The 22,297-nt window shown below is 61.5% G+C and carries 19 protein-coding genes; 8 read left to right on the forward strand and 11 right to left on the reverse strand.

Features of this window, described 5'->3' with window-relative positions:
* Nucleotides 1-26 precede the first annotated feature (26 nt).
* Nucleotides 27-821 (forward strand): SDR family NAD(P)-dependent oxidoreductase, encoded by a 795-nt coding sequence (locus JMY24_RS10495; RefSeq protein ID WP_128597034.1) that lies wholly within the window; start codon nt 27-29, stop codon nt 819-821.
* Nucleotides 822-928: 107 nt separating this feature from the next.
* Here the strand turns inward: JMY24_RS10495 and JMY24_RS10500 are convergent, their stop codons facing one another.
* Nucleotides 929-1,630 (reverse strand): FadR/GntR family transcriptional regulator, encoded by a 702-nt coding sequence (locus tag JMY24_RS10500; RefSeq protein WP_128586036.1) that lies wholly within the window; start codon nt 1,628-1,630, stop codon nt 929-931.
* Between the two features lie 250 nt (nt 1,631-1,880).
* On the opposite strand from JMY24_RS10500, the gene JMY24_RS10505 reads away from it, so the two are divergent.
* From JMY24_RS10505 to JMY24_RS10525, 5 genes are all read left to right on the forward strand, one after another.
* A complete protein-coding gene (locus tag JMY24_RS10505; protein WP_128597035.1) occupies nt 1,881-3,428 on the forward strand; it encodes a sugar ABC transporter ATP-binding protein in 1,548 nt (515 codons plus the stop codon).
* The gene (locus JMY24_RS10510; RefSeq protein WP_128597036.1) at nt 3,421-4,452 is read left to right on the forward strand and encodes an ABC transporter permease; all 1,032 of its coding nucleotides are present in this window, start codon (nt 3,421-3,423) and stop codon (nt 4,450-4,452) included. Before JMY24_RS10505 ends, JMY24_RS10510 begins: the two co-directional genes overlap by 8 nt.
* A 39-nt stretch (nt 4,453-4,491) precedes the next feature.
* A complete protein-coding gene (locus JMY24_RS10515; protein ID WP_128586039.1) occupies nt 4,492-5,439 on the forward strand; it encodes an ABC transporter substrate-binding protein in 948 nt (315 codons plus the stop codon).
* A 68-nt stretch (nt 5,440-5,507) separates the two neighbouring features.
* The gene (locus tag JMY24_RS10520) at nt 5,508-6,566 is read left to right on the forward strand and encodes an aldo/keto reductase (protein WP_128597037.1); all 1,059 of its coding nucleotides are present in this window, start codon (nt 5,508-5,510) and stop codon (nt 6,564-6,566) included.
* 12 nt (nt 6,567-6,578) lie between these two features.
* Nucleotides 6,579-7,586 carry a zinc-binding alcohol dehydrogenase family protein gene (locus JMY24_RS10525; RefSeq protein ID WP_128597038.1) on the forward strand — a complete coding sequence of 336 codons (1,008 nt, stop codon included), beginning with the start codon at nt 6,579-6,581 and terminating at the stop codon, nt 7,584-7,586.
* Between the two features lie 67 nt (nt 7,587-7,653).
* Here the strand turns inward: JMY24_RS10525 and JMY24_RS10530 are convergent, their stop codons facing one another.
* The 4 genes from JMY24_RS10530 to JMY24_RS10545 all read right to left on the reverse strand — a co-directional run bounded on the left by JMY24_RS10530 (nt 7,654) and on the right by JMY24_RS10545 (nt 12,412).
* Nucleotides 7,654-8,784, reverse strand: coding sequence for an amidohydrolase family protein (locus tag JMY24_RS10530; RefSeq protein ID WP_193425303.1), 1,131 nt, complete (start codon nt 8,782-8,784; stop codon nt 7,654-7,656).
* Nucleotides 8,785-8,786: 2 nt separating this feature from the next.
* On the reverse strand, nt 8,787-10,094 hold the full coding sequence (locus tag JMY24_RS10535; RefSeq protein ID WP_128597040.1) for an MFS transporter: 1,308 nt from the start codon (nt 10,092-10,094) through the stop codon (nt 8,787-8,789).
* A 72-nt stretch (nt 10,095-10,166) separates the two neighbouring features.
* A complete protein-coding gene (locus JMY24_RS10540) occupies nt 10,167-11,441 on the reverse strand; it encodes a CaiB/BaiF CoA transferase family protein (RefSeq protein ID WP_201701993.1) in 1,275 nt (424 codons plus the stop codon).
* Complete coding sequence (locus tag JMY24_RS10545; protein ID WP_128597058.1) at nt 11,438-12,412, reverse strand: hydroxymethylglutaryl-CoA lyase; 975 nt, start codon at nt 12,410-12,412, stop codon at nt 11,438-11,440. The genes JMY24_RS10540 and JMY24_RS10545 overlap by 4 nt, the downstream gene beginning before the upstream one ends.
* A 294-nt stretch (nt 12,413-12,706) precedes the next feature.
* Here JMY24_RS10545 and JMY24_RS10550 point away from each other — a divergent pair, with 294 nt between their 5' ends.
* Complete coding sequence (locus tag JMY24_RS10550) at nt 12,707-13,477, forward strand: IclR family transcriptional regulator (RefSeq protein WP_128597041.1); 771 nt, start codon at nt 12,707-12,709, stop codon at nt 13,475-13,477.
* 732 nt (nt 13,478-14,209) lie between these two features.
* Here JMY24_RS10550 and JMY24_RS10555 read toward each other — a convergent pair.
* Nucleotides 14,210-14,563 carry a BON domain-containing protein gene (locus JMY24_RS10555; RefSeq protein WP_128597042.1) on the reverse strand — a complete coding sequence of 118 codons (354 nt, stop codon included), beginning with the start codon at nt 14,561-14,563 and terminating at the stop codon, nt 14,210-14,212.
* A gap of 452 nt (nt 14,564-15,015) precedes the next feature.
* Between JMY24_RS10555 and JMY24_RS10560 the strand changes: the two genes are divergently transcribed.
* Nucleotides 15,016-15,414, forward strand: a complete 399-nt coding sequence (locus JMY24_RS10560) for a hypothetical protein (RefSeq protein ID WP_128597043.1) — start codon at nt 15,016-15,018, stop codon at nt 15,412-15,414.
* Between the two features lie 365 nt (nt 15,415-15,779).
* Here JMY24_RS10560 and JMY24_RS10565 read toward each other — a convergent pair whose 3' ends face one another.
* The 5 genes from JMY24_RS10565 to JMY24_RS10585 form a co-directional block, all read right to left on the reverse strand.
* The gene (locus JMY24_RS10565) at nt 15,780-17,291 is read right to left on the reverse strand and encodes an MltF family protein (RefSeq protein ID WP_201701999.1); all 1,512 of its coding nucleotides are present in this window, start codon (nt 17,289-17,291) and stop codon (nt 15,780-15,782) included.
* 438 nt (nt 17,292-17,729) lie between these two features.
* Nucleotides 17,730-18,605, reverse strand: coding sequence for an MBL fold metallo-hydrolase (locus tag JMY24_RS10570; RefSeq protein WP_128597044.1), 876 nt, complete (start codon nt 18,603-18,605; stop codon nt 17,730-17,732).
* Between the two features lie 60 nt (nt 18,606-18,665).
* Nucleotides 18,666-20,024, reverse strand: coding sequence for an MFS transporter (locus tag JMY24_RS10575; protein ID WP_201702000.1), 1,359 nt, complete (start codon nt 20,022-20,024; stop codon nt 18,666-18,668).
* 56 nt (nt 20,025-20,080) lie between these two features.
* Nucleotides 20,081-21,097, reverse strand: a complete 1,017-nt coding sequence (locus tag JMY24_RS10580) for a succinylglutamate desuccinylase/aspartoacylase family protein (protein WP_201702001.1) — start codon at nt 21,095-21,097, stop codon at nt 20,081-20,083.
* 111 nt (nt 21,098-21,208) lie between these two features.
* Nucleotides 21,209-22,096 carry a LysR family transcriptional regulator gene (locus tag JMY24_RS10585; protein WP_128597045.1) on the reverse strand — a complete coding sequence of 296 codons (888 nt, stop codon included), beginning with the start codon at nt 22,094-22,096 and terminating at the stop codon, nt 21,209-21,211.
* Nucleotides 22,097-22,297: the final 201 nt, after the last annotated feature.

Raw genomic sequence — 22,297 nt, forward strand, 5'->3', positions numbered from 1 at the left:
GCGACGCCTTTACCAGGAGCACACGCATGATCATCGATCTAACCGGCAAACTTGCCGTTGTCAGCGCCTCCACGGCCGGGATCGGCTTCGCGATCGCAAGCGGACTCGCACAGGCGGGCGCGGAAACTGTCGTCAATGGCCGCACGCCCGAAGCGGTAGACCGCGCGATCAGCGCCATACGTGAGAAAACACCTCAGGCAAAACTACGCGGCTTTGCCGGCGACCTGGGCAGTGCTGCAGGCTGCGCCGCGCTCCTGAACGAAGTCCCTCGCGCCGACATTCTCGTGAACAACCTCGGCGTGTTCGGCGCCGGCGATCTGTTCACGACCGAAGACGAGGACTGGGAGCGATACTTCCAGGTCAATGTCATGTCAGGCGTGAGGCTTACGCGTAGTTATCTGGGCGGGATGATGGAGAGTAAGTGGGGACGCGTCGTGTTCATCTCGTCGGAATCGGGTTTGAACATTCCGGCCGATATGCTTGCGTACGGCTTTTCGAAGACCGCGCAACTGAGCATCTCGCGCGGCATTGCGAAGCAGGCAGCGGGCAGCGGAGTAACCGTCAACGCCGTGCTGCCCGGCCCGACGTTGTCGGAGGGATTTCGCGCAATGGTCGAAGAAACCGCGAAGTCGCAAGGCAAGACCGTTGAACAGGTCGGCGTCGAGTTCGTGCGCGAGCATCGCAGCACGTCTCTGATCCAGCGGCCGGCCACGACCGAGGAGATTGCGAATATGGTGGTGTACGTCTGCTCACCGCAAGCTTCGGCAACCACCGGCGCGGCGTTGCGTGTGGATGGCGGAGTGATCGACACGATCGCCTGACGCACCGCACGTTCCCCGGTGAAACGGCCGGCGGCCCCGCTATTGAACGTGACCGCCGGCTATTTCACGGGAAGACACTCAGGGCGACAGATGCGCCCACTAAAAACTTAAACGTCTTCCTGCCGCAAGGCACCTGCTATCCAGCGCTCCTCCGACGCTTTAAGGTGCGTGCGCATCGCCGTCTGCGCCGCGATCGGATCTCCTGTCTGCAGCGCTTTGAGAATTTCCTCGTGCTCCCGTACTGCGGCCGACCAGGTTGCGGTGCTTTCCGAGTGGTCACGAATCGCCGCAGCGATCGGGTCATGGCGGCTATCGAACATTTCGGCAACGAAGCGGCTTAGCACCGAATTGCCCGCGGTCTCCGCGATCAGCATATGAAATTGCCGGTCGGCATCGACTGGCGACTTCCCGGCAGCTGCGAGGCGTTTCATTCGCTCGACAGTGCGTCGCAGCCTGTCGAGCGTGGCCGCCGAAAGCTTTCCGGCAGCCAGTACGATCACGGTCCCTTCTATTGCCGCCCTGGCTTGCATCAGTTCGGACGGACTTTCACCCAGAGCCGGCACGGCGTTGTCACCGCCCTCGTCCGGAGCGCGCACGTACACCCCCGACCCCATCCGTATCTCGATCTGGCCGCCGATTTCAAGCGCAATCAATGCTTCGCGCAATGAAGGGCGTGAGACACCCAACGTATTGGCAAGCTCGCGCTCAGGCGGAAGACGCGCGCCCGGCGCAAGTTCGGCCTTTCGAATCAGGGAAAGAATCTGCGTCGCCACAGATTGGTAAAGCCGCTTTGGTTCAGTTTGCTTCATTGTTCGAAATGTCCTGTCGACGAGCCGCGAAACGGACCGCAGCAGAGTCTAGCATGGGGCCTGAAGGCCTCGGCAGGCCAGCAACCGCGCCGCCGCCGGGGTTTTCCCTACTGGAATGAACAGTTCTGAAATTCTACATTGGCTTGACCAAACAGCCGTTTGTGCGTTTTAATCTGCCCAAATTGGACTGACCGCTCGACCGGCTTTTCACGGGTCGAACGGTAAAGTCCTGAACAAATTGGAGACGGGATTGACAGAAGCGACCACGCAGCGGAGGCCGGGCCGTGCGCCCGATGTGCCGGCACCTCGGGAAATTCTGCAACTCAAGGGTGTGAGCAAGCGGTTCCCCGGGGTCGTGGCGCTCGATGGCATCGATCTCGATCTGCGTTCCGGAGAGGTACACGCCGTCTGCGGAGAGAACGGCGCGGGCAAATCGACGCTGATGAAAATCATCAGCGGCCAGTACCACGCGGACGACGGCGTCATCTGCTACGAGGGCAAGCCGGTGCAGTTCGTATCCACCTCGGACGCCCAGGCGGCAGGCATTGCAATCATCCACCAGGAGTTGAACCTGGTGCCGCACCTGTCGGTCGCGGAGAACATCTACCTTGCGCGCGAACCCAAGCGCGGCCCGTTCGTCGACTACCGCACGCTGAACGCGAACGCGCAGCGCTGCCTGCAGCGCATCGGGCTGAATGTGTCGCCAACCACATTGGTCGGCGCCCTCTCGATTGCGCAGCAGCAGATGGTGGAGATCGCAAAGGCGCTATCACTGGATGCGCGCGTGCTCATCATGGACGAGCCCACGTCATCGCTGACCGAATCGGAAACGGTTCAACTCTTTCGGATCATCAGGGAACTGCGCGCCGACGGCGTAGCGATTCTTTACATCTCGCATCGGCTCGACGAGATGGCGGAGATCGTGGACCGCGTCACGGTGTTGCGCGATGGCCGCCATATCGCAACGAGCGATTTCGCATCGACCACCATCAACGAAATCGTGGCCCGGATGGTGGGGCGTGCGCTTGACGACGCGTATCCGCCGCGCGAGTCGGTCCCCACGGATCAGGTCCTGATGCGGGTGCGCGATCTGCAGCGGACAGACACGTTCGGCCCTCTCTCGTTCGACTTGCGCAAGGGCGAGATTCTCGGTTTCGCAGGACTGATGGGCGCGGGGCGCACGGAAGTCGCCCGCGCGATCTTCGGCGCCGAGCGGCCCGACTCCGGCTCGATCCTGCTGGGTGACACGCCCGTGGCGATCCGCTCGCCGCGCGAGGCTATCCGCCACGGGATCGCCTACCTGTCGGAGGACCGGAAGAAAGACGGCCTCGCACTCTCGATGCCGGTGTCGGCAAACATCACGCTGGCCAACGTACGCGCTATTTCGTCACGTGGCTTCCTGCGTTTTTCCGAAGAGACGGCTATCGCCGAGCGCTACGTTCGCGAACTCGCGATCCGCACACCGACGGTCAGGCAGATTGCGAGGAATCTTTCTGGCGGCAACCAGCAGAAGATCGTCATCAGCAAATGGTTGTACCGCGGCTCGCGCATCCTCTTTTTCGATGAGCCGACGCGAGGCATCGACGTCGGCGCGAAGTACGCAATTTACAAGCTGATGGACCGGCTGGCCGCGGACGGAGTCGGCGTTGTTCTGATCAGTTCCGAGTTGCCCGAGCTGCTCGGCATGACCGATCGCATCGCCGTGTTTCACGAGGGGCTCATTACCGCAGTACTCGAAACCAGACGGACCAGTCAGGAGGAGATCTTGCACCACGCATCCGGGAGAAGTCATGCTTGAAATCACATCGGGCCGCACGCAGGCCTCGGACAAACAGGCACGACAGCGACGCCGCGACCTGATTCAGAAATTTGCCGCGCTGGGTAGCCTCGTAGTACTGATCGTCGCATTTTCGCTAACCAGTGCTGCATTTTTCTCTGTCGGCAACCTGATGACGGTTGCCCTGCAGGTCACGTCCATTGCGTATCTCGGTGTGGCCGCAACGTGCGTCATCATCACCGGAGGCATCGACCTGTCGGTCGGATCGGTGCTGGCGCTAGCGGGTGTCGCGGCCGCCCTGCTCGTCAAGGCCGGCTTACCTGTACCCGTCGGGATGGCGGGCGGCATGCTCGTCGGTGCAGCCTGCGGATGGGTCAACGGCATCTGCGTGACGCGCATGGGGCTGCCTCCGTTCATCGCAACCCTCGGCATGATGCTCGTCGCTCGCGGTCTCGCCCTGCAGATCACGGGCGCGAGACCCGTCTCCGGGCTCGGCGACGCCTTTGGCGAACTGGGCAACGGCGCGCTCTTCAAGGTCTCTCATATCGGTGCTGACGGCTTCCCCGACACGGTCTTTCCAGGCATTCCATATCCCGTCGTCATCATGGTGATCCTGTTCGCGGCGATTTCCGTTCTGCTGTCGCGAACCTCGCTCGGCCGTCACATCTACGCGGTCGGATCGAACGCGGAAGCCGCGCGGCTTTCCGGCGTCAACGTGCAAGGCGTCAAGCTCTTCACCTACGTCCTGTCCGGATTGCTGGCAGGCGCTACCGGCTGCGTGCTGATGTCGCGCCTCGTCACCGCCCAGCCGAACGAAGGCGTGATGTACGAACTCGACGCCATCGCAAGCGCGGTGATCGGCGGCACGTCACTGATGGGCGGCGTCGGCACGATCTCCGGCACCGCCATCGGCGCATTCGTGATCGGCGTGCTGCGCAACGGCCTGAACATGAACGGAGTATCGAGCTTCATCCAGCAGATCATCATCGGTGTCGTCATTCTCGGCACTGTATGGATCGACCAACTCCGAAACCGGAAGTTGTAATCAGAAGACGAAGTCCAGACCACAATCAAGGAGCGAGACATGAAAAAGGTATCCGTGCTGGCTGCGGCCGCAGCAATGTGTGCAATGTTCAGCGCGTATGCGCAGGCGGCGGGCGGCGAAATTGCCGTAATCGTGAAGACGGCGAACTCCAACTACTGGCAGAACGTCCAGAAAGGCGCGACCGCCGCGATGGCCGATGCGAAGGGCTATACGATGACCTTCCAGGGTCCCGCAGCGGAGTCGGCCATCGCCGATGAAGTCAACATGGTCGAGAATGCCGTGAACCGGCATGTCGCGGGCATCGTGCTGGCGCCGTCCGACCCCGATGCGCTCGTTCCCGCCATGAAGAAAGCGTGGGAAGCCCATATCCCCGTGGTGCTGATCGACTCGACGGTGTCCGATGCCGGCAAGCAGTACTACCAGTCGTTCCTCTCTACCGACAACGTGAAAGCCGGCGAACTCTGTGCGAAGGCCATGATCGACCGGGTCGGGCAGACCGGCAAGGTCGCGGTCATGTCGTACGTGCCGGGAGCGGGCTCGGAAGTCGGCCGCGTCGGCGGGTTCCGCAAGTACATCGCCGCCCATTCGAAGCTGCAACTGGTGGGTCCGTTCTACTCGCAGTCGCAGATGGCGAATGCCCTGAATCAGACGACCGACGTGCTGTCGGCCAATCCCGACCTCAAGGGCATATTCGGCGCGAACGAGCCTACCGCCGTGGGGATGGGACGCGCCCTTCAGCAGTCCGGAAAAGGCGGCAAGGTCATTGCAATCGGCTTCGACGGCAACCAGGACCTGCAAGGCTTCGTTCGTGACGGCACGATTCAGGCCATCGCGGTTCAGAGTTCTTATCAGATGGGCTACAAGGGCATCCAGACCCTCGTCAGCGTGATAGAACGCAAGCCCGTTTCGAAGCAGGTGGACACGGGCGTCATGATGGTCGAGAAACAGAACCTCGACTCGTCCGAGGCCAAGAACGTTCTCTATTGACGAACGGGCCGGCGCGGCGGTTTCTGCAAGCCGTCCGCCGGCAGTTCCTCCATTCACACACCCCCGTTATGAAAGCCATTGCAACTCACGCGCTGCCACGAAGCGGACTGGCGATGACCACGCTCGGCCTCGGTTGCTCACAACTGGGCGGCCTCTACAAGCCCATGTCGACCGCCGAGGCCAATGCGCTCCTCGAGTGGGCGTGGGACGCCGGTATCCGCTACTTCGATACTGCGCCGTTCTACGGCTATACGCTTTCGGAACGGCGAGTCGGACAATCGCTGCAGATGCGCGAGCGCGAACGCTACGTACTGAGCACCAAGGTCGGGCGGCTCATGCGGCCCGACGACACGGTTCAGGCGGGCGATGACAACTGGGCGCAACCCCTGCCCTTCCGGCCTCGTTTCGACTATACGTTCGACGGCATCATGCGCTCGTACGAGGACAGCCAGCAACGCCTCGGCATGCATACGATCGACATTCTCTATGTTCACGACATTGGCGTGGCGACGCACGGCGACGCGCATTCGCGCTACTGGGAACAACTGACGCGTGGCGGCGGATTCCGGGCTCTTGCGGAACTGCGCGACGCGCACGCCGTTGCCGCGATTGGACTCGGCGTGAACGAATGGCAGGTCGCAGCCGACTCGATGCAGGAAGCCGATCTCGACCTCGTCATGCTGGCAGGCCGCTATACGCTGCTCGAACAGGAGGCGCTCTCGCCATTACTCGACCAGTGTGTGAGCAACGGCGTGCGGATCGTCGCCGGCGGCGTATTCAATTCCGGCGTGCTCGTGGGCAACGGCAAGTTCAACTACGCCGATGCGCCGCCCGAAGTGGCACGGAAAGTCGCGCGTCTTGCCGACGCATGCGCGAAGTTCGAGGTTCCGCTCGCCGCCGCGGCACTCCAGTTTCCGTTGGCCCACCCGGCCGTCGTGTCGTGTGTGGTCGGTGCGCGCAGTATCGAGCAGTTGCAAAAGAACATCGCATGGCTTGAAACGCCACTTCCGCCGGAGCTGTGGCAAGCCTTGCAGCACGAAGGGCTGATCGCCGGATCGGCTCCGGTTCCCGAGGTCCGCCATTTATACAGAAACGATCAGCCGTCCGGCGATCGACAAGCCCAATAAAGAGGATGCCCAATGCTCAGCGTCATTTGTGAATCGCCCGGCGTGCTACGCCGCGAAGACCGCGAACCACCTCACCGCGCAGACGGCGAAGTACTTTTGCGGGTCAGTCGCGTGGGTATTTGCGGCACGGACATGCACATCTACTCGGGGAACCAGCCTTACCTGCAATACCCGCGGGTGATGGGACATGAACTGTCTGCCATCGTCGCCGAGGCGGATCCCGGCGCGCACGTCGCGCCCGGCGACGCCGTCTATGTGATGCCGTACCTGTCGTGTGGACAGTGCATCGCCTGCAGGCAGGGGAAAACCAACTGCTGCGTCAATATCAAGGTGCTGGGCGTGCATCGTGACGGCGCGTTGACTGAATACCTGTCGGTGCCCGCGCAGTTCGTGCACAAGGCCGACGGCGTGACACTGGACCAGGCGGCGATGCTCGAGTTTCTGGCGATCGGCGCTCACGCGGTTCGACGCGCCGACGTGTTGGCCGGTCAGCGGGTTCTCGTCGTGGGCGCGGGGCCGATCGGCATGGCGGCGATGCTGTTTGCGAACCTGCGCGGCGGGCGGGTCTCCTGCCTGGATACGCGCGCCGATCGACTTGCGTTCTGCAGCGAGCACATTGCCGTTTCGACAGTTCAGATTGGGCCGAACGACGTCGACGAACTTGCGGCGCTCACCGACGGCGAGTTCTTCGACGTAGTGTTCGATGCGACGGGGAACGTCAATGCGATGAACCGCGGCTTCGAGTTCATCGCCCACGGCGGCAAGTACGTACTGATTTCGATCGTACCCGGCCAGATCACGTTTTCCGATCCGGAGTTTCACAAGCGCGAAGCGACCTTGCTCGGCAGCCGCAATGCGACCGCGGAAGACTTCGAGACGGTCCTTGAAGCGATGCGCGCAGGCCGCATCCCCGACAAGGCGCTCAATACTCACCGGATGAGCCTGGCTGACGTACCTACCGAATTCCCGAAGCTGATGGAGCCTGGGCGGACCGTCGTCAAGGCGCTGGTCGAATGCTGACTCTCCTGGACCGGGCCGGGGCCGGGCACGTAATCGCGCCCGGCCCCGCCGGCGCTTCGCACGTCGCTCAAGCAAGCCGATAAACGCTGGATGCCGTGCCGTGAAACAACGCCGCACGTTCGTCGGCGCTTGCGTGCGCAGTCAGGCGCTTGAACGCATTCCAACCGTTGCTATACGGATACGAGCCTTTGTCGACCGGGAAATTGCCTTCGAACATGCAACGGTTCGCACCGAAGGCCTCGATGCATGTATGCATCCACGGTTTCCACGTTTCGGCCAATTCAACCGACGATGGTGGGCGCTCTCCCTTCTCGAAGTCGAAGCCGTTGATCCGCATCCCCAGACCGCCGACCTTGACGTAGACATTCGGCAGCTGAGCCAGTTGACGCATGGAGCGCGACCAGTTGTCGAACACCTCTTTGCGCTTATCCGCGTAGCTGGCGATGCGCACGATCCCGCCGCAGTGGTTGATGATGATCGGCATGTAGGGGTACGTCTTTGCGAGATCGAATAGCTCGGGAAGCTGCGGAAAGAAGAGCCACGCATCGTACGACAGGCCGCGTGGCGCCAGTTGCGCGACACCTTCACGATACTTCGAGTCGAGCAACAGACCCGGCGGAACCGCGGAAAGCGGATTGACCAGCGTTTGATCCGCATCCCAGGTGACCAGATGCCGAACGCCTCGAAAGCGCCCTTTGCCGGCCTCGATATGTGCGTCGAGAACGCTTTGTACAGCAGCGCCGCGACGAAGATCCGCGTAGCCCACGATGCCCTTCGCGACCTGCGGCGAACCGGCGGGCAGCGCCGCAACCGCGTTCGCGACGTACTCCGTTTCTCCCACGGGCCGTAGCTCCTCCGGACCCGTCTGACGGTAGCGAGTCAGTCCCTGCATGAAGACGGACGCCGTGATGTTGTGCCCGGAGCGGACGTCTGCCAGGTAGTCGTCGAGCAGATAGATCCAGCCGGGACGTTCGTAGAAATGATGATGTGCGTCGACGATCGGCATCTCCGGCTCGATGGCGGCTTCCGTGCCCGAAGCGAGCCATTCCGGGCGAACTGGCAGATAGTTGCTGGTTGTCTTCATGTTGCGCGCTTCCTCTTCGCCGAACGCATGCCTGGTTTCCATGACAGAAGCCGCAACCGCTGCTGCCGCAGCGGCGAGAAACCTGCGCCTTCCTTGTGAACGAATCATGTTCATGGTCATTTCTCGCGATTGAATGCATACAGCGACAGCGTTAGCAGGGTCGTGATGCCAAGCACGATCGCAAGTCCCATCATTCCGGCCGTGAAGGTGCCGAAACTGTCCTTCAGGTAGCCGACGAGATACGGTCCGGCAAAGCCTCCCAATGCGCCAATCGAGTTGATCAATGCGAACCCTCCAGCGGCCGCCTGCCCCGACAGAAACCGGGCGGGCAATGTGTAGAAGATGGTGCGTCCGGCAATCGTGCCGATCAGTGCCAGCGTCACGCCCACCATCGCCGGGCCGAGTTGATGAAAGTGGGTGGATACGCCAAGCGCTACTCCGCCGATAAGCAGGCCGGCGGCAAGGTTCGCAATGGCTCCTCCACGGCGATCCACGCGTTTCGCCCACCACAGCAGTGCGATCGTGGCAAAGAAGTAAGGCACCGCAGAGAGCCAGCCGGTCTGCGTAACGCTCATTCCGTGCGCCTTGAGCATCTGGGGCAGCCAGATACCGATTCCATACGAGCCCATCGTGAAGCCGAACGAGATCATCGCGAGAATGTAGACGCGCACATCCTTGAGTGCGGCGCCGAAGTGCTTCTCCTTCCGCGACGACGAGCCTTCGCGATCGAACGCGCCCTGAAGAGCGTCGCGTTCGGCGGCCGACAACCACTTCGCATCGGCGGGCTGGTCGGCAAGCATCTTCAGCACGAGGAAGCCGATTACGCATGCGGGCAATCCTTCGATGATGAACATCCACCTCCAACCTGCCAGCCCCAACGCGCCATCCAGTTGCAGCAGCCAGGTCGAAAGCGGTGCGCCGATCAGCGATGAAAGCGGCGTGGAGACGGTAAACCACGCAAGTACGCGAGTGCGGTACTGAGCGGGAAACCAGAGAGCGAGGAAGAAGATCACGCCGGGGAAGAAGCCCGCTTCGCCGATTCCCAACAGCAGGCGGATGACATAGAAGCTGTTCGGTCCGACAGCAAAGGAGGTCGCGGCGGCCATGAGGCCCCATGTGATCATGATCCGCGCAAGCCAGCGTCGCGCGCCGAAGCGATAGAGCGCGAGGTTGCTCGGGACTTCGAAGATGCAATATCCCGCGAACATGATGCCGGCGCCCCAGCCGAACTGGGTTGCAGTGAGCCCCAGATCCTTGTTCATGGTCAGAGCGGCGAAACCGACGCTCGTACGGTCGAGGTAGTTGAAAAAGTACGCGAGCGCGAGCAGCGGAATGAAGCGCCACGCCGCTTTGCGCACCGCCTGCTGTTCGAGCGAACTGGCGTCGAGGCTGTCGGCAGCCATGCCTTGGGATATAGATGTCATCGTCGTCTCCATACACTTCGCCGGTCCGCTGCGAGGATTGGCGCGGCCGGATGGTTTGATGCGTTAGCCGCTTCAGGCGCTGGCAAGCTCGTTGGCAGACGGCGTCGTCTGATCGCCCGGCTGCCGTTCCTGACAGCGGACAACGCAGGCCTCGGTCAACTGCCTGAGATCGTCGGCCGTATAGCCAAGCTCGGACAGAAGCGCCTGCGTGTTCTGCCCGAGAGCCGGCGGTGCGGCCCGCAAGCGCAGCCGTTCACCGGCAAGGGTCAGGGGCAACAGTGCGGTTCGCGTGGCGACCGGCTTTCCGGCTCCGCTTGCATCTGGCGGCAAGGTCACGTCGGCGAGTCCGCCGGTGGCGAGAAGGTGCGGATCGTCGAACAGATCCTGCGGCTTGGTGATCGGGGCGTAAGGCAGGCCGATCTGCTCGAAAATCTCGCTGATCTGTGCCGCGCTGAACGCCTCCATGTGCTGGCGCAGCCGGGGCAGCAACCAGTCCCGCGCCTGAACCCGCTGGTTGTTGGTGGCGATGCGTTCGTCCGCTTTCAGGTCATTCAGCCCGAATGCATCGCAGAAGAGCGCCCACTGAGTGTCCGAGACCACGGCAAGGAATATCTGCTCTCCGTCTTTGACGGAGAACACGTCGTACACGGCCCATGCGGAGATGCGGCCTGGCATCGGTGCGGCGGCCTGGCCGGTCACCGCGAACTGCATCATGTGCTGCGCGACGAGAAACACGTTGTTCTCGAAGAGCGCACTCTGCACTTCCTGACCATGACCGGTGCGTTCACGCTGCGCAAGCGCAGCCATCGCGCCGATGGCGCCGAACATACCGCCCATGATGTCGTTGACACTCGTGCCGGCGCGCAGCGGGCGGCCTTCGGGTCCGGTCATATAAGCGAGCCCGCCCATCATTTGCACGACCTCGTCCAGTGCCGTGCGATGGTCGTAAGGACCCGGCAGAAAGCCCTTGTGCGACACATAGATAAGGCGCGAATTAAGCTTCGACAGGGCGGCGTAGCCAAGCCCCAGCTTGTCCATCGTTCCGCTCTTGAAGTTCTCGCTGAAGATATCGGCGCTGCCCAGCAGCTTGTGCACGATCTCCAGCCCACGCGGATCTTTGACGTCGACGGCAATGCTTTTTTTGTTCCGGTTGAAGGTGCTGAAGAAACCTGCACCCGAACCTCGCAGGGCGCGGGTGCTGTCGCCAGCGATCGGCTCGACCTTGATGACTTCTGCGCCCAGGTCTGCGAGCACCATGCCGCAGGTGGGACCCATCACCATGTGGGTCATCTCGACCACACGCACGCCGCTGTACGGCAGCGATTGTTTGTTCTGGACGTCACTCATTGCGCGACTCCCTTGAGACAGCCTTCGGGTTGGACGGCGCTTGGGCTGCGGCCGTCCGCGTATCTGAATCCTTTGGGCAAGCCGGCGTCCTGTACGTGACCGTACAAGGCTTCCGCGGGCAGGGCTTGGGTGAGAATCGAGCGCGCGGCGACGAGCGAATCGATGTCGATTCCGGTGTCGTACCCCATCGATTCGAGGAGAAACGCGAGGTCTTCGGTAACGATGTTGCCGGTCGCACCGGGAGCGTATGGGCATCCGCCAAGACCCGCCTGGCTGGCGTCGATTGTCGTGACACCTGTCTCGAGCGCCGCGACCACATTGGCGAGACCCTGGCCGCGCGTGTTGTGGAAATGGGCACCGCCCGCCCTGCTGCCAAACTCGCTTTGCAGACGGCGGAACAGACGACGGACCTGCGTTGGGTTTGCGTATCCGCTGGTATCGGACAGGCCGATTTCATCGACTCCGCACTCCGCCATCGCGGCACACATCCGGATCGTCTGGTCATCGCTGACTGCGCCCGCGATCGTGCAGCCGAAAGCCACTGAAACACCCGCTTCGATTGCGATGCCAGGATATTCAGCGTCTCGCAATGCGACGATCTGCCGGACTTCTTCGATCATCTGGCCGGTGGTTTTACGGATGTTCGCCATCGAATGCTCGTTAGTCACCGATACCGGCAAGGTCACCTTATGGACACCCGATTCGAATGCCGCCTGGCAACCGCGAAGATTGGGCGCGAGGACCGCAACGTGCAGTCCGGGAATCGTCAATGCATGCGCCACGACCTCCCGGATGTCGGCCATCTGCGGCAGCAACTTCGCGGGCACAAACGAGCCGACTTCGATTTCCTTCAACCCGGCTGCGGCGAGCGCTGAGATCCAGCGTAATTTCGCGTCGGTTGGCATGACGCTTTTGATGCTCTGAAGACCATCTCGTGGACCCACTTCGCTAACCAACACGTGACAAGGCATAGAAACGCTCAAAATGTCCTCCTTAGCGTTCTGTTGTGAAGAACGATGTTCTGTTACGGAAAACTATACGGAGATAGAGCGGTGCCATCAACCGGGTAAACCCAGTTGATCGGTCTGTCTATCGGAATATCGTTCTGCCCATCAGAACGTTGCGAACGTGTTTACCCTGGTTTTCGACACTGCGAAGGGAGCGGAGCGGCGGGAATCTGAGGATGGTTATGGGCCCAGAGCTCGCGAATTGACGCGTGCCGGACGAACCTCTACGATGGTCTGCTCCACAGAACGGTATTCGCAATGCGATCGGACGATGACAAAGGCGGAGTAGCGGCGCTTGACCGGGCGTTTGCCATCCTCAGCGTTTTCCAGCCTGGCGAACGTGCGCTTTCGCTTGCCGAAATCGCGCGGCGCACCGGCTTTTACAAAAGCACGATCTTGCGATTGCTGAGTTCGCTCGAACGTGGCGGTTTTATCCGCAGACTTGACGACGGAAACTATTCGATCGGTCCTGAACCGCTCAGGCTCGCGCAGATATTCCAGGAGTCGTTCCACATTCGTGAGGTCATTGAGCCGGTGCTGCGGCAGCTATCGGCGGATTCGGGCGAGACGTCATCGTTTTATGTGAGGCAAGGCGAGTATCGCGTCGTATTGCATCGCGTGGAGCCGCCTCGGTCGGTTCGGGTGTCGATCCGTGAAGGCGAACGTTTTCCGATTGATCGTGGCGCATCCGGGAAGATTCTCATCGCTTTTTCAAAGCCCTCGCGGGCAAATCACGATGCCGTGCGCGAGCGATTGTGGGCTCTGTCTTATGGTGAGCGCGACCCCGACACCGCAGCGGTATCGGTTCCCGTATTCGGTCCAAATAACGAGCTTGCGGGCGCCTTGACGTTGTCCGGCCCGAAAGATCGACTCGGCGCCAGCGAGACGATGCGAGCCGCGTGCAATCTGTTGCTGACCGCTGCAACGCGGGCGACTGCTGCGCTGGGAGGCGATCACCGCATCTTCGCTTATGGAATGGCGCTGGCCGCGCAGTTCGACTTCCCGCCGCTCACCGACCAGAAGGCCTGACTCTCCGGTGACCGCGTACAAGGCGAGAACGGACAGGCGAAGAATGACGCTAGCATCATTGTGCTGACCAGCTGGAGACGGCAGAACTTCGCCTAACGCGACCGGCTTGCGCGCGACCAGCAACGACCAGTGGGTTACGCCCAATACGGCGATTCAGACTGGCAGGACCGGGCGATTCGTTAGCGAAACGCTAGTCGGATTCGAATGACAGCGCCACGATTGCGCCTTGAGAGCACCGTGCTGTTTCAGCCGGTTCAACCTGTTTGCTCCGCCGCGAACAGGCGGCGATGCACATTGCGCAGGTGCACCCGCGTCGCGGTGTTCGCGGCGCGGGCGCATGCGTCGGAATGTCAGGCGAGTGCTTGCTCCTTCCTTCACTGCGGCTGAGCATCCTGTCGTGAAACAACGTACCTACCCGCCAGTTCTTGTGTCGATTGAGGAACCGTCGAGCCGGCTGCCATTGAACCGGACTCGGATCGCTGCGCCGGCGGGGATATCGCGGCGCCTACAAGGATTCCTGTCGAGGTGAGGAAGAACGCGGCTAACAAGACGAATGCCATTGTGTTGCCCTCCCGTACGTGAATAGCCCTTGCCGGCTAACAGCCTTGAGTCGCCTGCACCGTTCTCTCACTGAACAGCATGGGCGCTCAACCGTGAGCGGTGAATGTGCGCACACGGTCAATAAACTGCCGAACCTCCGTGTTCACTTCTTCCAATAGCCGTAGTGATGCGTTAGTACCCCTTTGTATAAAGCGACAGATGGTTACTCACCGACGTTACACCCGGCACGCCCGTCGCCACTTCCGAGGCCTGCTGGATCTGAGGACCGTCCGGCACGCTGCCGGATAATGTCACGACACCGCCGCGCGCCTTGACGAATACGTTCGATACGTTGAAGTTGGGCGCTTTCGATAACGCCTTGCGAACATCGCGAGCCAGCTGTTTGTCCGACTGCGTCGCCTTCCCGGAATGTGCAACCGGACTTGACGCCGTGTGCATGTCGCTGCTGCTTTGCGCGTAGACGTTCGGCGTCACCGTCAGGCAACTAACCACGACAAGCCGACCTACTACTTCGAGTGCTCTCATAGCGGGCTCTTCCTGTTGTATTGGATCGATCTCAAGTCAAAGATAGTCAATCTTGCGCGCCGAACAAAGCAGTTCAAACGAGTAATGGAAAACCGTGTGGTTGAACACGGGCTCCCGCGGAGCCGGTCATGCTGACAGCTAAAAGGGCTATATCGACCAGTTCGAAAGGTTTCAGGGTTCGCATAACGATGAGTCTGCCGATGCGGGCTCTCAGGGATGTTGAGGAGAAGCCTATGAGCAACACCAGGTGAAAGTGCCCGACATTCCCAAACCGGTAGCGGCTTCGCTTTCTGCGTATTCGATTTGCAAGGGCGAGAACTCGGAGTAAATTGTGTCGCACCTGATATCGCTTTTGCCTTAGTCGCCGCAGTAATGGCCGAGCGGTATTTGCACCGTTCGTCGACGCGGCCGTCGAAGGTCGCTACCCAGTCACCTCGACTCTGGAGAACCTCATGACAGATATCGCACTTGCACGCAAAAATGCCTGCCTCGCAGTGGTTCAGTCGGTATTGACGGACCTGATCGACGACAGCGACCTGATCAACGCGGCTCTACGTGTTGCGGACTATCTGGCAGATGACCTTGAAGGCAAGATCACCGAAACCGACGCCGTTTTACTTGCCGTAGCCGCACTCACTAAAATGAACCGCGCGATTCGTGAATGGGACGACGTGGACGGCAATTCGATGGACGCGATGAGAGTCGCAGGCTTTGTCATCGATGAACAGATGAACGGGTACGACTTTGCAATCCATCCACATGAAACGACTTCGTCAGCGGCAAGAATGCATGCGCGAGCGGCCGCTGTGATTGGGGCAACGGGATCACCTGTGCGGCACGTTCACCACTGAAGCGCGAGCCTTGCCGGTCCGAGCAGGCGTTTCCGCGGTAGGAAAACCGGGCGCGGTGACCGCGCGGTTCGCCCGAAATTCGGTGCGCCGCCAGCCGGTCCGCTGGCGACTGTCTGAGCGCATTTGACTAGTTGCGCGATAGCACGGTAGTGAGGAGTTTTCGGAAAAATATTGGCGACCCTGCTAGTGAAGCGCCGCTTTTGGTACCTCAGCCGCGTCAGGTTCCGCGATAGGCCTTTGCATAGGCCGCCGTCGAAAAAGGATCGCTCCAGACCATCGAACAAAACAATTGAAACATCCGGCGTCAACGCGAGGCCACGGCAAGCAGATGCAATCCTGACGTGCTCAAAATGTACGAATAATGGTTAGTGGCCCAGTTGCTGCCCTACGCGGCTTCGCTGCGCCTGCGCTTCCATGAGCAGGCGATAAGACGCGTAGTACTTATAGATGTTTCGCACGTACGTGGTTGTCTCGATGCCGATCTTCTCTGCCACCACGATCTCGACGTTGTTGAACCAGACATCTGGATTGAGGCCCCGGGCCGCGGCCTCCTTGCGCATCTTCGCGATGTTCCCAGGGCCAGCGTTATAGCTCGCGAAGGCGAACAGCGGGCGATCTACCTCGGAGAAGTGCGCGTCCTGAAAGTAACGTGTCATGAGTCGATCAAGATACTTGGCGCCGGCATGAATATTCGACTCCGCTATTCGGATGTCCCCGACATTGAGCTCCTTACCCGTAGCCGGCATTAATTGCATGATGCCGACCGCCCCCACCCGGCTCTTGGCCCCCTGATCAAGCTGCGACTCCTGAAAACCCTGGGCTGCCAGCATGAGCGGATCGAAGTCGTATTGCTGGCCGTACTTCGCGAATAAAGCCACGGTCTGTTTAAAGCGGTTGAGTTCGGCACTCTCAGCGTTGTTATGAATCTGCTTGATGCCTTGCATATACTGTTTGAGGCGGACCTCCGCGACGCTTTGCTTCGTGATGAAATTGTCGTAGAAATCGCTGATCACAGCCTTGAGCTTGGGGCTCTGTTTGCGGATAGCCCAGCCCACATAGCCTCCATCACGCACTGCAATGTTGTCGTGCACCTTCACTTGCGGCAGCATCTGGGCCCACATCCGCGCCTTCCAGTCATCCACCACCACGATCTGAAGCAGACCGACGTTCAGCATCTCCATCGCATCCTCGTCCTCGAGCGCATCCGGCAGCAGCACAAGCCGCATGGGCGGCTTGCCGGCTTTCTGGAAGCGGCCGTTAACTGCAATCAGACTTTCGTAATAGCTACTAGAACGGCGCACCTGTACGGTCTTTCCGCTTAGATCGTCAAGCTTCGACAATTCTGGCGATTTCGGCCCGGTCAGTACCAGTTCACGCGTTGGCTTGAGGGCGCGCGCCGTGATGAAGTCGGCCTGTTTTAGACGCTCGTCGGTGACCGTCAGGTTGCCGACGGCGATATCGCCCATGCCGCTGTTGAGGCCGGGCAGCAGCCGATCGCGTGTCGTCGGAATCATGATCACGGTGATCGGACGCTTGTTGAGGCGATCGGCGTAGGTATTGTTGACGTACCGTTCAAAATCGCGCACGAAATCTGCGGTCAACCCGCGTTCGCGGCCTCGGTCATTAAAATACAGCGTACGACTGAAAGGTACGAGCACGCGGATCACGCGGCGTTCGAGCATCGCGTCGAAATCGCCGCGCCAAGGCTTGTTGGTCAGATCGATCCGGCGCGGCGGGCTTGCAGGCACCGGTCTGGCAGGCACGGACGGCGACGACGCAGGCGAAGCCATGGAAGCCGGCCCAGGCGCCGCGCAAAGTGCGCTCCACGCGCACAGCGCGAACAGGCCTGCCACCGCCCAGAAACGAGCAGAACGCATGATATACACCGTTGCGGTTCTGAGCCGCCGCGTCAGCGCTAGCCCACGTTGACCGTCGTCCTGCGGGGCTATCGATTTGAGCGGGAAGCCGTTTCAGTATTGGACTCCCACCCTCTTACAGCATAGTTACCTGTGAGAACGGTTCAAGGCTTATCGCGGCCTTCGATTCGATGATGGCAGCAGTAGTTGCAATCTACTGGCAATACCGATTCGCCTCGGCTGGCTTCCGACTGTCCTTTATCGCTCATGATTTGCCTTCACCAGTTCTGCGTAGGCGTCCCCCACCTTCAAGGGAATCGACACGACACATCCTCTGATCAGCAGGGTCGCCTTGCGTCGCCCGCGGCTCGACGTGGGTCTGCAAGGCGATGCGTCCTTCGCGGAGATCATGCGTGCTGTATCGACGATGAACTGCGCGGGAAGCTCACTTCCCTTCGCTCACGCATAGCGCCATTCAAAACCTTTTTCGACCCGCCGCACGGTCCCCGCCGATGTCTCGGCAAAATGCGCGGCGAACACCGTCGCGCCCGTGTCCGCTGCATGCGCGAGCAGACGCTCGCGCGAAGCGCGGGCCTGTTCCTGATCGAGACAGAACATTGAATTCCATTCGGGCCGATGCACCTGCACCGCGCTGTGCATCACGTCTCCGGAAAAGAGCGCCGTCTCGCCGCGCGAACGAATCTCAATGGCCATGTGACCGATGCTATGGCCGAAGGTCGGCACAAAGCGAATGCCGTCGAGAATCTCCTCACCCGTATCCGGCACGGCACGCGCCTGACCGGACTCGATGACCGGGAGCACACTGTCGTCGAATACCATCCGCCGCGCCGCGCCTTCCGGGCTAGCGAAGAAGTCGCGTTCGCGCTCGCCGAACACATAGGTCGCGTTCGGAAACACGGGCGCCCAGCGGCCGTCCTGCCAATGCGTATTCCAGCCGACGTGATCGACGTGCAGATGCGTGAGCAGCACGTAGTCGATATTCTCGCGCGTGAAGCCCGCCGATTCGAAGCGTTCGAGCACGGGGTTATCGAGCTTGTCGAACAGCGCGCTGAACGGCCGTGACTTGCCGTTGCCGATGCCCGTATCGACGACCATCGTCACGCCGCCGACTTCCACGACCCACAGATGCGTTTTCAACGGCACGCGCGCGTTGGTGAGATCGAGACTTCCGGTGGCGAAGCGTTCTTCGAGCTCGCGACCATCTTCATCGCTCCACGCCGGGAACAACAGGTTCGGCGCGAGCGCGAAGCCGGTTTCATCGACACGAGTGATGGTCGCGGCGCCGACGTGATGGACTTGTGAGGCGGGTTTCATGGCAATCCGTTCTCTTCGGTTCGAATGCAGGTTTCAGTATGTGTCTCAGTGCGAGATTCACTAAGCCGTCGCAGCGCGAACGCGCCGGGTCGCCACTGCATAGAGTAACGCGCTGACGAGCGCCGAGACCCCACCGACCAGCGCCAGTGCGTTTCCAAGACTCGTTCCCGTCTGGCCCAGCCGTTCGTTCAGATAGCCAACCGACAGCGGGCCCACGCCACCGCTGATCGCGTTCGTCATGAAGACGAGCAGCGCCAGCGAACGGCCGCGCATGCGGTTCGGCACGGCAATTTGCAACGGCACGGGCGCAAGTCCCATCGCGATGCTGGCGGTAAATGCACTCGTGCCATAGAGCACGATGGCAAGGCCGCTGCTCGCGACGAGCGGCATCGCAATGGCGGCGGGCACCAGCAATGCAACTGCGCATGCGGAGAAGCCCAGCACCTTGCGCAAGGTGGTGTCGTCGGTGACGCGCGTGGCGAGCATCCCCGCGCATGCCACACCGAGAATACCGCCGACCATGTACGCAGGTGCGGCCATCTGTCCGACGGCTTTCGGCGCGAGGTGGAAATGGCGCATCAGCAAGGTCGGGAACCATGCGGCGTGCGAGTAGAACAGCGTGATCAGCGCGACGTAGGCCGCAAAGTAAGGCAGGCAGAAGCGATTACGCACGAACAGTTCGACTAGCACGTCGCGGAGCGACGGCATCTCGTTCTCCGCATGGGCGCCATGCGTGTTCGTTTCGAGCCGCGCCGGTTCGCGGACCGTGAACGCGACGAGCGCGGCCAACAGCAAGCCTGGCAGTCCCACGGCAACGAACACCGCTTGCCACGGCGCAAAGCCGTGTGCGCTGAGCCATGCGCTGCCGTCGCCCGCTGCTGCCGCCGACAACAGCATGCCGCCGCCGAACAGCGCGGCGCCCCCGCCTACGTACGGCCCGAGCATGAACACGCTACTCGCACGCGCGACGCGGCGCGGCGCGAATATGTCGCTGAAGATCGACAGCGCCGCGGGACTCAAGGCGGCCTCGGCGACCGCCGTTCCGGCGCGGGCGAGCAGCAGTTCCGTAAAGTTGGTTGCGAAGCCGCACGCCATTGTCGAAATCGCCCAGATCGCGATGCACGCGGCGATCAGTTTCACCCGGTTGCCGCGATCGACGAGCCTCGCGACGAACACGCCTGCCGTTGCGTAGCACATCGTGAACGAAAAGCCTTGCAGCAGGCCGATTTGCGTATCGGTAAGCGCCAGCGACTGCTTGATCGGCTGCACGAGAATGCTGACGACCTGGCGGTCCAGATACGAAAATGCAAAGCAGACGAAGAACAGCAGCACGACATACACGGGATGGCGCACGCTGTCGAAAGACTCGCTGCGTGCGACGCCATCGGCGGGCTGGATTGAAACAGGGCGAACGTTCATATGCGGTCTCCGGCGTTGATGGACTCGGCTCGATCAGCCATATCAGCTCGATCAGCTCAATCGGCGTTGGCTTCCTGAGCGAGCAGAGCGATACAGTCGCCGGGCTCCACGCGTGCAAAGGTCCGCATGCATATGACCATGCCGTCGCTACGGAACGCGATATCGAGCGGCGCCTGCCACGGGCGGTGCGGATCGTACAGACGCCCCGCCAGTTGACCCTCGCGCACCTGATCGCCGAGCTTGAACGTGGGTTCGAATACGCCGGCGAGCGGCGCATACACGTACCCGCGCGCGCCTTCGACGCGCAGGAAGCGTGTTTTGCCTGCCGGCGCCGGCTGCGTGTCCGAGACCACGCCGAGCCGGTACAACACGCGCTGCAAGCCGGCCTCGACGATCGCCAGGTTCGCCGCATCGCAGCCCGCATGTCCGCCGAACTCGCCGCACAGAAAGAGCTTGCCATGCCGTTCGGCTGCGGCCGCGAATGTACGGTCTTCGCCGAGCAGATCCATGATCATCGTGTTCGGCGCGCCGAACTCACGCACGAGATCCATATACAACGCGTGCTGCTCGCCTTCGGCAGGCGGCGACGCGAGCAGTGTCGGCGCGTGCTCGAACGACGCGCCCCCCGCATGGAGGTCGATCGCGACATCGGCGCGTGGCAGCAGTTCGCTTTCGACGTAGTGCGCGATCATTTCCGTCGGCTGGCCGTTGCGTGCGCCGGGAAACAGGCGGTTCAGGTTGCCGCGGTCGATCGGCGACGTGCGCGTGCCGTTGATGAAGGCCGGGAAGTTCAGGCCGGGTATCACGATCAGGCGACCGCGTATGGTCATCGACGGCATGCGCTGCATCAGCTTCATCAGCGCGACGGGTCCTTCGTATTCGTCGCCGTGATTGCCGCCCGTCAGTAGAACCGTGGGCCCCGTACCCGCACCAGCGTTGAGCACGGCGAGCGGGATCGGCACGTGGCCGTATGCCGAGCGGTCGTGCGAATACGGCAGACGCAGCGTCCCGGTTTGAAAGCCGGAGCGTTCGAAGTCGATATCGGTAGCGATGAGCGAAGCGGAAGTGGACATGGCGCGAACAGTAAAGAGCCTAAGGTGTCTTTACTATCGGCGACGAAAAAACGTCCCGCCAATGCCGTTTTCTGCGCCGGGTGATGCTTTGCAGGCATCGCGCGCCGGCCGCTATGTCAGCAGGTCCAGGAAACGCTTCAGCGTGGGATTCGCTTCGTGCGCCGCCTCATGTGCGACGAAGCAGAATTCGAGCGGCAAGGAAATATCGAGGTCGCGCAAGTCGACGAAACGCACTCGCGCGGGCGGCCGGTCGCGATTCGCGGCATTGACGATGGCCGCACCCATCCCCGCCGAAACCAGCGAAAGGATCGCTGTTTCCGTCGACGCCTCCTGTCTGATATCGAGCGTGAGCCCGCGTTCGGCGCAGGCCGACAGCAGGCGATCGTAGTAGGCAGGATAGACGCGGCGCGGAAACGCGATGAACGGCCTGCCGGCGAGTTCATGTGCACTGACCGCGCCCGCGCTAGCGTGCGGCCACTCTTCCGGCACGGCAAGCACCACCTTCTGATCGAGCACGTGCAGGCTCGAGATGCCTTCCGGCAACGCGCCGAAGCGATAGCAGAAGCCGCCGTCGAGTCGTCCCGCGGCGAGCGCGTCGACTTGCTCGGGCGTGTTCATCGGCGTGAGTTCGAGCGCGACATTCGGCGCCGCCTGTTCGAAAGCGCTCAACGCGCGCGAAACGATGCCGCTCCACACGGCGTTTTCCACGAAACCGATGCGCAGGTGACCTTGCACGCCCGATGCGATGCGCCGGGCCAGCCGGTTCGCGGCATCGACGCGCGCGAGGATCTCGCGTGCTTCCGACAGATACGCATCGCCGGCGGGCGTCAGCTTCAGCCCGCGCGGCGTGCGCTCGAACAGCGCGGCGCCGATGGCGTCTTCGAGATCCTGTATCTGGCGGGAAATCGCCGGTTGCGTCACATGCAGCTGCTCGGACGCCGCCCGCACGCTGCGCAACTCAGCCACAGCGATGAAATAGCGAAGATGCCGAAGTTCCATGCTCGTTCCAGCAGATCAGATTGTCAGCAATGATCGCAGAATTGTGCCGCAACCATGCTGCGGAGCCAGGCACAGCGCGAGTTTTCTCATCGACGGCCCCTTACGCCGCCGGTAACTGTGCCGCCCTGTCGCCTGACTATGCTATGTGCAACGTAAGAGAAGTGCCGATTGATAACCAACGCACATCAATCATTAAAAAGA

The organism is Paraburkholderia kirstenboschensis, assembly GCF_904848585.1.
In the GTDB taxonomy this organism is placed as follows: domain Bacteria; phylum Pseudomonadota; class Gammaproteobacteria; order Burkholderiales; family Burkholderiaceae; genus Paraburkholderia; species Paraburkholderia kirstenboschensis.